This window comes from Tessaracoccus luoxuelianae, from assembly GCF_054483915.1.
The window spans coordinates 1,537,378-1,549,676 of the sequence record NZ_CM137013.1 but is presented as its reverse complement, the minus strand read 5'-3'; the positions used below and the strand labels follow the sequence as shown (position 1 = coordinate 1,549,676).

Annotated in this window: 13 protein-coding genes; 6 read left to right on the top strand and 7 right to left on the bottom strand. The window is 69.8% G+C overall.

The window, feature by feature from the left end; all coding sequences use genetic code 11:
• The first annotated feature begins 150 nt into the window (after positions 1-150).
• Positions 151-2,232, top strand: a complete 2,082-nt coding sequence (locus tag ACX1D1_RS06870) for an elongation factor G-like protein EF-G2 (RefSeq protein WP_182800117.1) — start codon at positions 151-153, stop codon at positions 2,230-2,232.
• Between the two features lie 31 nt (positions 2,233-2,263).
• Here the strand turns inward: ACX1D1_RS06870 and coaBC are convergent, their stop codons facing one another.
• Complete coding sequence (coaBC, locus tag ACX1D1_RS06865; RefSeq protein ID WP_459056406.1) at positions 2,264-3,487, bottom strand: bifunctional phosphopantothenoylcysteine decarboxylase/phosphopantothenate--cysteine ligase CoaBC; 1,224 nt, start codon at positions 3,485-3,487, stop codon at positions 2,264-2,266.
• A gap of 68 nt (positions 3,488-3,555) precedes the next feature.
• Here coaBC and ACX1D1_RS06860 point away from each other — a divergent pair, with 68 nt between their 5' ends.
• Entirely contained in the window at positions 3,556-4,260 is a 705-nt protein-coding gene (locus ACX1D1_RS06860) for an NRDE family protein (protein ID WP_182782417.1), read from the top strand.
• 8 nt (positions 4,261-4,268) lie between these two features.
• On the opposite strand, the gene ACX1D1_RS06855 is transcribed toward ACX1D1_RS06860, so the two are convergent.
• Entirely contained in the window at positions 4,269-4,652 is a 384-nt protein-coding gene (locus ACX1D1_RS06855) for a YccF domain-containing protein (RefSeq protein WP_182782416.1), read from the bottom strand.
• Positions 4,653-4,772: 120 nt separating this feature from the next.
• On the opposite strand from ACX1D1_RS06855, the gene trmB reads away from it, so the two are divergent.
• From trmB to ACX1D1_RS06835, 4 genes are all read left to right on the top strand, one after another.
• Positions 4,773-5,504: a tRNA (guanosine(46)-N7)-methyltransferase TrmB gene (gene trmB, locus ACX1D1_RS06850; protein ID WP_459056404.1), complete on the top strand. Its 732-nt coding sequence runs from the start codon at positions 4,773-4,775 to the stop codon at positions 5,502-5,504.
• Positions 5,488-6,321 (top strand): tRNA pseudouridine synthase A, encoded by an 834-nt coding sequence (locus ACX1D1_RS06845; RefSeq protein ID WP_459056403.1) that lies wholly within the window; start codon positions 5,488-5,490, stop codon positions 6,319-6,321. The genes trmB and ACX1D1_RS06845 overlap by 17 nt, the downstream gene beginning before the upstream one ends.
• The gene (locus ACX1D1_RS06840; RefSeq protein ID WP_370585712.1) at positions 6,318-6,920 is read left to right on the top strand and encodes a class I SAM-dependent methyltransferase; all 603 of its coding nucleotides are present in this window, start codon (positions 6,318-6,320) and stop codon (positions 6,918-6,920) included. The genes ACX1D1_RS06845 and ACX1D1_RS06840 overlap by 4 nt, the downstream gene beginning before the upstream one ends.
• A 166-nt stretch (positions 6,921-7,086) precedes the next feature.
• On the top strand, positions 7,087-7,701 hold the full coding sequence (locus tag ACX1D1_RS06835) for a superoxide dismutase (protein WP_182782414.1): 615 nt from the start codon (positions 7,087-7,089) through the stop codon (positions 7,699-7,701).
• A 60-nt stretch (positions 7,702-7,761) separates the two neighbouring features.
• On the opposite strand, the gene ACX1D1_RS06830 is transcribed toward ACX1D1_RS06835, so the two are convergent.
• The 5 genes from ACX1D1_RS06830 to rplQ all read right to left on the bottom strand — a co-directional run bounded on the left by ACX1D1_RS06830 (position 7,762) and on the right by rplQ (position 12,282).
• Positions 7,762-8,553: an ABC transporter ATP-binding protein gene (locus ACX1D1_RS06830; protein WP_182782413.1), complete on the bottom strand. Its 792-nt coding sequence runs from the start codon at positions 8,551-8,553 to the stop codon at positions 7,762-7,764.
• Positions 8,553-9,458: an ABC transporter permease gene (locus ACX1D1_RS06825; protein ID WP_459056399.1), complete on the bottom strand. Its 906-nt coding sequence runs from the start codon at positions 9,456-9,458 to the stop codon at positions 8,553-8,555. The genes ACX1D1_RS06830 and ACX1D1_RS06825 overlap by 1 nt, the downstream gene beginning before the upstream one ends.
• 20 nt (positions 9,459-9,478) lie before the next feature.
• Positions 9,479-10,504: an ABC transporter substrate-binding protein gene (locus ACX1D1_RS06820; RefSeq protein WP_182782411.1), complete on the bottom strand. Its 1,026-nt coding sequence runs from the start codon at positions 10,502-10,504 to the stop codon at positions 9,479-9,481.
• An 89-nt stretch (positions 10,505-10,593) separates the two neighbouring features.
• Positions 10,594-11,610, bottom strand: coding sequence for an ABC transporter substrate-binding protein (locus ACX1D1_RS06815; protein ID WP_459056397.1), 1,017 nt, complete (start codon positions 11,608-11,610; stop codon positions 10,594-10,596).
• Positions 11,611-11,739: 129 nt separating this feature from the next.
• Entirely contained in the window at positions 11,740-12,282 is a 543-nt protein-coding gene (gene rplQ, locus ACX1D1_RS06810; protein WP_182782409.1) for a 50S ribosomal protein L17, read from the bottom strand.
• Positions 12,283-12,299 lie beyond the last annotated feature (17 nt).

Below are 12,299 nucleotides of genomic sequence, written 5' to 3'. Positions count from 1 at the left end.
TCGGCGCGCAACAGCTGCCAAGCTTACGTGGCCGGAGGCCAGCGGGGCAAATCGGTGCGCCACCTCGACGGTGCCCGCCCGGGAGGCGCTCCCCCACCGATTTGCGGGGGTTGCCTCATTGCGCCCTCACGAGGGGTCTAACGTTAGGCCATGGCCTCAAAGACGAGTCCCCAGATCGCCGTCTCGACCCCCATCGACGTCCGCAACGTCGTCCTCGTGGGAGCCAGCGGCTCGGGCAAGACAACACTGTTCGAACATCTTCTGCGCGCCCGCATCGAGGGCTACCGCGGCGAGAAAGACACCCCCGAGCGGGGGGCATCGCTGACGCTGGCCTCGATCCCGTCAAACAATGTGCAGATCAACCTCCTCGACGCCCCCGGGCATGCGGAGTATGTCGGCGAGCTGCGGGCGGGCCTTCGGGCTGCCGACGCGGCGATCTTCGTCGTCGCCGCCGGCGAGGACATCGACGCCGGCACCGTCGCGCTGTGGCACGAATGCCAGGACGTCCAGATGCCCCGCATCCTCGCCATCACCAAGCTGGACCAGGGGCGCGCGGACTTCGAGCTGATGGTCTCGGTCGTGCAGGACACGTTCGGCGACAACATCATCCCTGCCCTCATCCCGCTCGAGGTCGACGGGGAGAACGTGGGCAACCTCTCTCTGCTGAACAAGCGCGCGCACGACTACTCGTCGGGAGTCCGGGTGTCGCGGGATGCCACGGAGGAGGAGTTGGCGCTCATCGACGAGCGCCGCGCCCCCCTGCTGGAGGCCATCATCACCGAGGTGCAGGACGAGGACCTCATGGAGCGCTACCTCGAGGGCGAGGAGCTGGCCGCCGAAGAGGTGCACACCGCGCTGCTGGCGGCGGTGGAGTCGGGACGGTTCTTCCCGGTGCTGCCTGCCCACACCACCTCGGACAAGGGCACCGAGGAGCTGATGCGCTGGATCGAACGCGGCTTCCCGGCCCCGGCGTCGCACCACATCCCACCGATCACCACACCCAACGGCGCCACGCTGCCGCCTGCGTCGTGCGAGCCTGACGGCCCGCTCGTCGCGCAGGTCATCCGCACCACGTCGGACAACTTCGCCGGCCGCACCAGCCTGGTGCGGATCTTCAGCGGGTCGCTGAGGGTCGACGACGTCGTCCACGTCTCGGGGCACCGCGAGCTCTTCGGCGCGGAGGCCGACCCGATGCATCCGGACCACGACGACGACGAGCGGATCGGCCCGATGAGCGTCACCCTCGGCGGCGAGATCGTCGCCAAGCCGGTGGCTGTCGCGGGCGAGATTGTCGCGGTGACCCGGCTCTCGAAGGCCGAGACCGGGGACACGCTGTCGGATCCCGCCCGCCCCGCGCTGCTTCCGCCCTGGTCTCTACCCTCGCCTCAGCTGCCTGTCGCCATCCACGCGGCCAGCCGCGGCGATGAGGACAAGCTCGCATCCGCCCTCCACCGTCTCGCGCTGGAGGACCCCACGGTGCATCTGGAGCGCAACGCGGGCACCGAGCAGCAGCTGCTGTGGGTGATGGGCCAGGCCCACAAGGAGCTGCTCTTGGCGCGGCTCAGGGACCGCTACCAGGTGGGCTTCAAGGAGGAGCCGGTGCGGGTGGCGTTGCGGGAGACGTTCGTGGCGCCGTCGAAGGGCAAGGGCCGCCACGTCAAGCAGTCCGGCGGGCATGGTCAGTTCGCGGTCTGCGACGTCGAGGTGGAACCCCTCCCCCGTGGCGGCGGTTTCGAGTTCGTGGACAAGGTGGTGGGCGGCTCGGTGCCGCGTGCCTACATCGGCTCCGTCCAGAAGGGCCTCGAGCAGCAGCTTGCGCACGGCACCACCTTCGGGATGCCGATGGTGGACGTGCGGGTGACCCTCTACGACGGCAAGTCCCACTCGGTGGACTCCTCGGACATGGCGTTCCAGGTGGCCGGCCAACTCGCGCTCCGGGACGCCGCCGGCCCCGGGAAGGTGGGCCTGCTGGAGCCCATCGACCGGGTGCGCGTCACCACCGGCGACTCGTTCATGGGCTCGGTGCTCACGGACCTCGCCGGCCGCAGGGCGCAGGTGCAGGGCAGCGACCTCGACGGCCAGGGCCACGCCACCATCGAGGCACTGGTTCCGCAGAGCGAGCTCGTGACCTACCCGATCGACCTGCGCGGCGTCGCGCAGGGCACCGGCAGCTTCACCCGCGAGTTCCACGGCTACGAGTTGATGCCCGAGGAGCTCTGGCCGAAGCAGTAGTTCCAGGCAGAGTCGCGGCCGCGTGTTCCCGTCAGGGGCGCGCGGCCGCGCCGCGTCCGGGATGCCCCACGACGGCGTCGAGGAGCGCGTCGGCGACCTCACGTTTGGTGCCTGCCGACTCGGCGATCACCGCATCGTCGGCGCCCAGGATCAGCACCCTGTTGTCCGCCGCCTCGAAGCCCTTGTGCCAGCCCACCTCGTTGACGGCCAGCAGGTCGACGCCCTTGCCGCGACGCTTGGCGACGGCGCGGCGCAGCAGTTCGTCGCCGGTGGAGGTCTCCGCCGCGAAGGCGACGATCAGCTGCCCGGGGCGGCGCCGGGCGGCCAGGCCGGCGACGATGTCCTCGTTCTCCACCAGCGTCAGCACCGGCGGGGCCCCCGCCTCCTTGGTGAGCTTCCCTTCGGAGGTTTCCGCCACCCGGTAGTCCGCGACGGCGGCCGCCATGATGACGACGTCGGCCGTCCGCGTCAGCTCTCCCATCACGGCCGACAGCTCGGAGGCTGACCCGGCGGTGCGCGTCTCGATCCCGGGCCGCTGGGCGGGGCGCAGCACGTCGGCGTCGATGTTGCAGGCCGCGAGGTAGACCCTCGCGCCGCGCTCGGACGCCGCCACCGCCAGCGCCACCCCCTGCCGACCGCTGGACCGGTTGCCGAGGTAGCGGACGGGATCGATGGGCTCGCGGGTCCCTCCGGCCGACACCGCGACGGTGAGCCCCGCGAGATCCTGCCGGTGGGCGCTGATCCGCCGCGCCGCCGCGTGGATCTCGTCGGGTTCGCTCATCCGGCCCGGCCCGGAGTCGCCGCCGGTGAGCGGTCCGTCTGCCGGCCCGATCACGTGCACGCCCCTGGACCTGAGCGTGGCCATGTTCGCCACCGTCGCCGGGTGCTGCCACATCTCGGTGTGCATCGCCGGCGCGATGAGCACCGGTGCGCGGGTGGCGAGCAGGGTGGTGCCGAGCAGGTCGGAGGCGAGGCCGGCCGCCATCGACGCGATCGTGTTGGCGGTGGCCGGCGCGACCACCACCAGGTCGGCCCGCTGGCCGAGCGCCACGTGCCGCACCTCGGGCACGTCGTCGTGGACGGAGGTGGTGACCCGGTTGCGGGAGATCGCTTCCCACGTGGGAAGCCCGACGAACCGCAGAGCATCCTCGGTGGGGACGACGTGCACCTCGTGCCCGTCGAGTACGAACAGGCGGACGAGCTGGACGGCCTTGTAGGCGGCGATGCCGCCCGTGACTCCCACGACGATGACCATGCCGACGATTCTTCCAGAGGCATCCGCGTTGCGCCGGTACGGAGACCGGGGCCCGGTACTGTCGCGGCATGTGCACTGTGGTGATCCGGGTGCCGGAGCCGGGTGAGGGTCCGGTCCGGGTGCTGGCGGTCCGAGACGAGGACCCGGAGCGTCCCTGGCTGCCGTGGGGCGCCTGGTGGCCGGATCGGCCGTCGGTACGCGGGGTCCGGGACGAGCTTGCCGGCGGGGCCTGGCTCGCCGCCGACGGGTCGCGGCTCGCCGTGCTGCTCAATCGCGCAGGCGGCGCGGACGTGCCGGTGCCCACCTCGAGGGGATCGCTGGTGTTGGACGCGGTGGCGGGGCGGCCGCTGCCCGAGCCGCTGACCACCCTGGGCTTCAACCTGGTGGAGGCCCACGCCGAGGGCGCGCGCGTCACGTCGTGGGAGGGCGGGCGCCCCAGTGTCACGGACCTGGCGCCCGGCACGCACATGGTGGCCCACGAGGACGTCGATGATCCCACCACCCCGAGGATCGCGCAGTGGTTGGGCCGCTTCGCGACCACCGCCACCGACGACCGGGGCGACGGCCGCTGGTGGGAGGCTTGGCTACGGGTGCTGGAGGAGTCCGCCCGGCTCGAGGCCGCCGACGACAGGGCGATCATCCGCGACAACCGGCCTCACGGCTACCCGACGCTCAGCCTGCTGGTGGCCGTGGCGTCGCTCGACGCCTCGGGGATCCGGGTGGCTACGGACGCGCTGGCGCGACCCGGTCAGTGGAACCGTCCGCGCCTCTGAAGGGTGGCTCAGAAGATGGAGCCGTTGTCCACGATCTGCTTGCCGAAGGGGAAGCAGGTCACGGGGATCATCTTGAGGCTGACGTAGGCGTTCGCGATGCCGATGATCGTGAGGGTCTGCGCCAACGCCGCGGCGACGTGCGCCAGGGCCAGCCACCAGCCGGCGATGAGGAACCAGATCACGTTCATGATCGCGGATCCGGCCCCGGCTTCCGGCCGCCTGATCACGCTCCGCCCGAAGGGCCAGAGGACGTAGTTCGCCATCCGGAACGACGCGACGCCGGCCGGGATGGTGATGATGAAGATGCAGGCGATCACGCCGGCGACGAAGTAGCCGAGGGCGAGCCAGAACCCGCCGAAGACGACCCAGATGATGTTGAGCAGTGTGCGCATGTCTCTCCTTGTGGCGCGGCCGACATGCACAAGCGTATGCGCTGCGCAGCGGGCTCCGGGCCGGCCCTGCGGGGTAGGGCCCCCGGTGAGGCCGACGGCGATCCCCACTAGGCTGGTCCGGTGGATCCGCTGCCCCCCAGACTGCACCGCGACGTTGTGAGCTTCGTCCGACGCAGCGCGCGCATGAACGAGTCCCAGGCGAGGTCCTGGGAGCGCCACCGCGACACCTACGTGGTGGACCTGCCCCGGGGGCCCATGTCCACCTCAATCGCCGACGATGCCACCGTGGACTGGGCTGCGGAGTTCGGGCGCGAGGCGCCGCTGATCGTGGAGATCGGCTCCGGCACGGGAGACTCGTTGGCGCCGATGGCCGCCGGGCGGCCGGAGTCGGACGTGGTGGCATTCGAGGTCTTCGAGCCTGCCATCGCCTCCACGGTGGGGCGGCTGGCCCGTGCCGGGGTGCTCAACGTCCGCATCGTCATCGCCGATGGCGCGCAGGGCCTGGACAGGCTCTTTGGCGACGGCACGGTCAGCGAGCTGTGGACGTTCTTCGCTGATCCCTGGCACAAGAAGCGCCACCACAAGCGGCGGCTGGTGGGGCCGGACTTCGCGGATGTGGTGACGGCCAAGCTCGCCCCCGGGGGACTGTGGCGGCTGGCCACCGACTGGGAGGACTACGCGCTCTGGATGAGGGATCACCTCGATGCCGCGCCGGGCCTGGTCAACGAGCACGACGGTTGGGCGCCGCGTCTCGCGGAGCGGCCCGTGACCAAGTACGAGGCCAAAGGGCTCGCCGCGGGCCGCCGCGTCTACGACCTCACGTATCGGAGGATCGATGCGGCTCAGGCTTGATCTGGCCTACGACGGCACCGCGTTCCACGGCTGGGCCACCCAGCCAGGGTTGCGTACCGTGCAGGAGGTGGTGGAGGAGCGGATCGGGCAGTTGCTGAGTCTGCCGGTGAGGCCCAGGCTGGTGGCCGCCGGGCGCACCGACGCGGGCGTCCACGCCCGCGGTCAGGTCTGCCACCTCGATCTCGTCCTCCCTGAGGGTGCACCCGCCGCGCACCAGCCGGACGGCGCGGCCTACCTCTACCGCCGCCTCCGCCGCGCCCTCCCCGCCGACGTGGTCGTCAAGGCCGTCTCCCCCGCCCCGGCGGGATTCCACGCCCGCTATTCCGCCATCTGGCGGCGGTACTGCTACCGGGTCCTGAGCGCCGACTCCCCGCCGGACCCGTTGGTGCGGAGCCACGTGGTGTCGCTGCGACACACCGTCGACTTCGACCGCTTCAACGCCGCGGCCGCGACCCTCATCGGTTTGAGGGAGTTCGCGCCGTTCTGCAAGCCCCGCGACGGTGCCACCACCATCCGCGAGCTGCGGGAGTTCAGCGCCACCCGGCGCAGCGACGGCCTGATCGAGATCCATCTTCTGGCCGACGCGTTCTGCCACTCCATGGTCCGCTCACTGGTGGGCGCCGTCACTGCGGTGGCCGCCGGCCGCCGCGACCTCGCCTGGCTGGAGCGGGTCGCCGCCACCCCTGCCAGGCACGGCGAGGTGCTCGTGATGCCCGCCCGTGGGCTCACCCTCGAAGAGGTGGGCTACCCCGCCGACGACCGCCTCGCGGCCCGCGCCCTCGAGGCCCGCGCTACGCGCACCCTGGAGGATCTGTGAGCCACTACTTCCACACGCCGGAGGGTCCGGTCTCGACCCGGCAGATCACCGCGCACATCTGGGGCATGGAGCTGAGCTTCACCACCGCCGGCGGCGTGTTCTCCGGGGCCCGCCTGGACCCAGGCACGGCGATCCTGCTGAGGGAATCGCTGCCGCCTGAGGAGGGTCACCTGCTGGACCTGGGGTGCGGCTTCGGACCCATCGCGGTGGCTCTGGCTGCGGCCTCCCCCGCGGTCACCGTCGACGCCGTCGACGTCAACGCCCTCGCCGTCGAGCTCACCGGTCTCAACGCCGCTGCTGCCGGGGTCGCGGAGCGGGTGCGGGCCACGGCCCCCGACGGCGTCGCGGCGGAGGTCCGCTACCGCGAGATCTGGTCAAACCCGCCCATCCGGATCGGCAAGGTGGCCCTGCACCAGCTCCTGCTCACCTGGCTCCCCCGCCTTGAGCCGGGCGGCGTGGCGCGCCTCGTGGTGAACAAGAACCTTGGCGGTGACTCGCTCCAGCGCTGGCTCATCGAGCAGGGCTATCCCACCGAGCGGGTCGCCTCCGCCAAGGGCTTCCGGATCCTCGAGGTGTCCCCGGGCCCGTCGCCCGAGTGATCGCGCCCCTGAGGGTGGCGACGCGGTGATCCGCGACTCGAAGGACAGCGGGTTCTGCCTAGACTGACGTCTCGAAGCGCCATAGTTGAAGCACGAACTATTTTTCGCCCCTAGGATGGGAGAGTCAGCGCGCCCCCGGGCGCGAGTCTTTCCACAAGGAGTGAGCATGACCTACACCCTCCCCGACCTCGACTACGACTACAGCGCGCTTGCGCCCCACATCGCCCCCGAGATCATGGAGCTGCACCACAGCAAGCACCATGCCGCCTACGTCAAGGGCATCAACGACGCGCTCGAGCAGCTCGCCGCCGCGCGCGAGAAGGGCGACCTGGGCGCCGTCAACAAGCTGAGCAAGGACGCCGCCTTCCACCTCGGCGGGCACATCAACCACTCCGTGTTCTGGAAGAACATGTCCCCCGACGGCGGGGACCGCCCCGACGGCGAGCTCGCCTCGGCGATCGACGAGTACTTCGGCGGCTTCGAAGGCTTCCAGAAGCATTTCAACGCCGTGGCCAACGGCATCCAGGGCTCCGGCTGGTCGATGCTCGTGTGGGACACCCTGGGCCAGCGGATGAACATCAACCAGCTGTTCGATCAGCAGGGCAACCTGCCGGCCGGCCAGATCCCGCTGCTGCAGCTCGACATGTGGGAGCACGCCTTCTACCTGCAGTACAAGAACGTCAAGGGCGATTACGTCAACGCCTGGTGGAACGTGGTCAACTGGGCCGACGTCGCCGAGCGCTTCACGAAGGCCAAGGCCGCCTCGGCCGCCCTCGCCTGATCCGACGCCGACACGTTGAAGGGCCCCGGGGATTCCCCGGGGCCCTTCAACGTGATCGAGTCAGTCGAGGAGGGTGCGGTCCGCCAGGCTGGCTCCCTTGATCTTCGAGAACTCCTCCAGCAGGTGCTCGGCGGTGATGTGCTTCTTGGCCGCCTCGTCGACCTCGAGGACCACCTTGCCCTCGTGCATCATGATGAGCCGGTTGCCCAGCTCGATGGCCTGGTGCATGTTGTGGGTGACCATGAGGGTGGTGAGGCGGTGGCGGGCGACGGCCTCCCCGGTCAGCCGGGTGATCAGCTCCGCCCGCGACGGGTCCAGGGCCGCGGTGTGCTCGTCGAGCAACAGGATCGACGGCTGGGCATAGGTGGCCATGAGCAGGCTGAGCGCCTGCCTCTGACCGCCCGACAGCATGCCCACGCGCATCTGGAGCCGGTCCTCCAGGCCGAGTTCCAGCGTGGCCAGCGCCTCGCGGTACAGCGCCCGCTTCGGCTTGGTGACCGCCATCCCCAGGCCCCGGCGCTTGCCGCGCTCGAAGGCGATGGACAGGTTCTCCTCGATGGTGAGGTGCGGCGATGTCCCGGCCATGGGGTCCTGGAACACGCGCGCCACCCACTTCGCGCGGCGGTGCTCGGGCATCCTCGTGACCTCGCGTTCGTCGATCAGCACCTGTCCGCCCTCGGCGAGATAGCGACCCGCCACCACGTTGAGCATCGTGGACTTGCCGGCGCCGTTGGAGCCGATGACCGTGACGAAGTCGCCCTCGTGCAGGGTGAGGGTCAGGCTGTCGAGCGCGAGCCGCTCGTTGACGGTACCGGGGAAGAACCGCTTGGTGACGTTGACGAGCTTGAGCATCAGGCAGCCGCCCCTTCAGTGATCGCCTTGGCGCGCCTGCGCTGCGCGCGCAGCCTCCGGATCGGGTCCCACGCAGGCAGGACGAGGGCGAGGACGACGAGCACCGCCGAGACGAGTTTCATGTCGTTGGGGTTGAACCCGTTGCTGAGCGCCACCTGGATGACGCCGCGGTAGATCACGGAGCCCAGCGCGGCGGCCATGACGGCCTGCCACACCGAGGTCAGCCCGAAGATCGCCTGGCCCACGATCACCGACGCGAGCCCGGCGACGATGAGGCCGATGCCCATGGAGATGTCGGAGAAGCCCTGATACTGGGCCACGAGCGTCCCGCAGAGCGCCACCAGGCCGTTGGAGATCATGAGGCCGACGATCTTGGTGGACCCGGTGTTGATGCCCTGCGACTGGGCCATCAGCTCGTTGTCGCCCGTGGCGCGCATCCCGACGCCGTAGCTGGTGCCGAGGAACCAGTACACCAGCACGCCGATCACGATCACCACGACCGCGAAGAGGCCCACCGACGTCCAGGTGCCCAGCACCTTGTCCGCCCGCAGGCCGGAGAACAGCGTATCCTGGCGCAGCAGCGGGACGTTGGCCTTGTTGCCCATGATCCGCAGGTTGATCGAATACAGGGCGATCTGGGTCAGGATGCCCGCCAACAGCGGGTTGATCCCGCCCCACACGTGCAGCAGGCCGGTAACGGCGCCGGCGATCATGCCGGCCACCACCCCGGCCACCATCGCGAGCGGGATCGGGGCCCCGTTCACGATGAGGATGGCGCAGGTGGCCGCCCCCGTCGTGAAGGAGCCATCCACCGTGAGGTCCGGGAAGTCCAGGACCCGGTAGGTGAGATACACCCCCAGCGCCATGACGGCGTAGAGGAGTCCGATCTCGAGCGCGATGATCATGGTGTGTGTCTACTCGTCGGTCAGAACTGCTTGGTGGCGCGGGAGACGATGGCCTCGGGCAGCGTCAGGCCCTGCTTCGCGGCGCCCTCCACGTTGACGAAGAGGTCGAACTCCTTCTGCGTCTCCACCGCGATCTCGGAGGCCGGGGTGCCCTCCAGCAGCTTGAGGAACACCGCTGCGGCGTCCTTGCCCTGCTGGGTGTAGTTCACCGACAGGCCGGCGGCCGCGCCGCGCTCCATCGTCGACTCGTCGGAGGCGAACACGGGCTTCTGCTTCTGTTCGGCGACCTGGATGAGCGACTCTGCGGCGGAGACCACGGTGTTGTCGGTGGGGATGAGGTAGGCGTCGACGTCGAGGGACTCGGCGGCCTGCTGGACCTCAGACGAGTTCGTGACGGTGGCCGACACGATCTCGATGCCCATCTCGCCGGCGGCCTCCTCGGCCTCCGTGACCTGGACCTCGGAGTTGACCTCGCCGGAGGAGTAGACGATGCCGACGGTCGCCACCTCGGGCAGCGCCTCCTTGATCAGCTCCAGCTGCTCCTTCATCGGGTTGAGGTCCGAGACGCCCGTGATATTGGCGTCCGGGGCGTCCCACGACGACACCAGCCCGGCCTCAACCGGGTCGGTGACGGCCGCGAACACGATGGGGCGGTCCGTGATGACGTTGGCCAGCGACTGCGCCGTGGGCGTAGCGATGGCGAGGAAGCCGTCGTAGTCCGACGAGGCGAACGTGTTGGCGATGTTGGTGAGCGTGGACTGGTCGCCCTGGGCGTTCTGGAGGTCGAACTCCGCGTTCTCGCCTTCCACGTAGCCGGCCTCGGCCAGCGCGTCGATGAAGCCCTGCTGGGCGGCGTCGAGCGCGGGGTGGGACACGATCGTGGCGATGCCGACGCTGATCGACTCGGGCGCAGCCTGGGACTCGGCGGCCGAGCTTGAGGCGGCGACGGTGGACTCGGCGGGGCTGGTGGCGGGGCTGGTAGTACCGCCGCAGGCGGTGAGTGCGAGGGCGCTGGCTGCGCCGATCGCGAGGGCCTTGAGCTTCATGATTCTCCTAGAAGGGGTTCCGCTGATTCGGTGTCTCGCTGATGGCTCAGCGTAGTTTCAGGGCGGGGGTCGCAACGAGCCCGTCCACATCAGTAGGTGGTGGCCGCGTCTTCAGCCACGTCGTCCGGGATGGTGACGCCCATCCGCTCAACGGCCGCCGGGTTGATCACAAGATCGAGCGCCTCCGCCAGCTCCACGGGCGTCTCGGCGGGGTCAGCGCCCTCGATGATGCGGGCGATCATGGCCGCGGTCTGCAGACCCTGGGCCTTGTAGTCGGTGGCCAGCGCCGCGGCGGCGCCCCGCTCCACGGAATCAGGATCGGAGGTGACGAGGAGGCGCTGGCGCTGCTCCGCCACCTGGATCATGGATTCCATCGCCGAGACCACCGTGTTGTCCACCAGCACGAAGTAGGCGTCGACGTCCAGGGACTCCGCGGCCTGCTGCACCTCGGAGGAGTTGGTGATGGTGGCTGTCTTGACCTCGATGCCCAGCTCGGCGCCGGCCTCGATGGCGGCCTCCGCCTGCACCTGGGCGTTGACTTCGGCCGACGAGTAGACGATCCCGACGGTCTTCACCTCCGGCATGATGCGCTGGATGACGGCGAGCTGCTCGTCGGTGGGCAGCTGGTCGCTGGTTCCGGTCACGTTGCCGCCGGGGTTGTCCATGGATTCGACGAGCCCCGCGGCAACGGGGTCCGTCACAGAGGCGAACACGATGGGCCTGTCCTGGACCACTTGTGCCAGGGCCTGCGCCGGCGGCGTGGCCAGCGCGACGAACAGGTCGTGGTCCGAGGCTGCGTAGGTGTTGGCGATGCTGGTGAGCGTCGCCTGGTCCCCCTGCGGGTTCTGGAACTCGAGCGTCAGGTTCTCGCCCTCCACGTAGCCGGCCTGCGCCAGGCCCTCCCTGATGCCCTCGAACACTGCGTCCAGTGACGGGTGGGACACGATGGTCACCGCCCCGATCGACACGGTCGCCTTCTCGGGGGCGCTGGAACCGCCGTCTCCGGGCGCGGCCTCGGAGCCCCCTGGGGCAGTGGCGCCTGTTCCGCACCCGGCCACCAGCAGTGCACCGGCCAGAGCAACAGCCCACACTTCGCGTCGCGTCATCACAGTCTCCTCCTTCGGCGTCGCCCAACCTTATCTACGACGGGCGTCGCCACCGAAACCGGGCCCACCAGTGGTGTCCGGGAACGCAAAGAGGGGGCCCTCGAAGGCCCCCTCTCTGTAGTGTGCGTGCTACTTGGCGTCGGTCTCCTCGACCTCAGCCTCGTCAGCCTCGTCAGCGGCGGCCGGGGCCTCGTCGACGAGGTCAGCCTCCACAGTCTCGTCGGCAGCGGACTCCTCGACGACCGGGGCCTCGTCGACGACCGGGGTCTCCTCGACCTTGTCGGCCTTCTTCGCGGCCTTCGGCTTCGACACGACGGGCTCGGTGATGATCTCGATCACCGCGAGCGGGGCGTTGTCGCCCTTGCGGTTGCCGATCTTCGTGATGCGGGTGTACCCGCCTTCACGACCCTCGAGCGACGGCGCGATCTCCTCGAACAGGCGACGCACGACGTCCTTGTCCGTGACGGAGGTGAGCACGAGGCGACGCGCGTGCAGGTCCCCCCGCTTGGCCTTCGTCAGCAGCTTCTCAGCCAGCGGCTGGACGCGCCGGGCACGCGTCTCGGTGGTGGTGATGCTTCCATGCTCGAAGAGCTGGGTGGCGAGGTTGCGCAGGATGAGGCGCTCGTGGGCCGGGCTGCCGCCCAGACGAGCGCCCTTGGTTGGCTTGGGCATGTCTATTCTCCAGAACT

Coding starts and splice junctions, on each gene's coding strand:
- rplQ (WP_182782409.1), bottom strand. CDS start 12,282: ATGCCCAAGCCAACCAAGGGCGCTCGTCTGGGCGGCAGCCCGGCCCAC.
- coaBC (WP_459056406.1), bottom strand. CDS start 3,487: ATGGTCATCGTCGTGGGAGTCACGGGCGGCATCGCCGCCTACAAGGCC.
- ACX1D1_RS06835 (WP_182782414.1), top strand. CDS start 7,087: ATGACCTACACCCTCCCCGACCTCGACTACGACTACAGCGCGCTTGCG.
- ACX1D1_RS06820 (WP_182782411.1), bottom strand. CDS start 10,504: ATGAAGCTCAAGGCCCTCGCGATCGGCGCAGCCAGCGCCCTCGCACTC.
- ACX1D1_RS06830 (WP_182782413.1), bottom strand. CDS start 8,553: ATGCTCAAGCTCGTCAACGTCACCAAGCGGTTCTTCCCCGGTACCGTC.
- ACX1D1_RS06845 (WP_459056403.1), top strand. CDS start 5,488: ATGCGGCTCAGGCTTGATCTGGCCTACGACGGCACCGCGTTCCACGGC.
- ACX1D1_RS06825 (WP_459056399.1), bottom strand. CDS start 9,458: ATGATCATCGCGCTCGAGATCGGACTCCTCTACGCCGTCATGGCGCTG.
- ACX1D1_RS06860 (WP_182782417.1), top strand. CDS start 3,556: ATGTGCACTGTGGTGATCCGGGTGCCGGAGCCGGGTGAGGGTCCGGTC.
- ACX1D1_RS06870 (WP_182800117.1), top strand. CDS start 151: ATGGCCTCAAAGACGAGTCCCCAGATCGCCGTCTCGACCCCCATCGAC.
- ACX1D1_RS06815 (WP_459056397.1), bottom strand. CDS start 11,610: ATGACGCGACGCGAAGTGTGGGCTGTTGCTCTGGCCGGTGCACTGCTG.
- ACX1D1_RS06855 (WP_182782416.1), bottom strand. CDS start 4,652: ATGCGCACACTGCTCAACATCATCTGGGTCGTCTTCGGCGGGTTCTGG.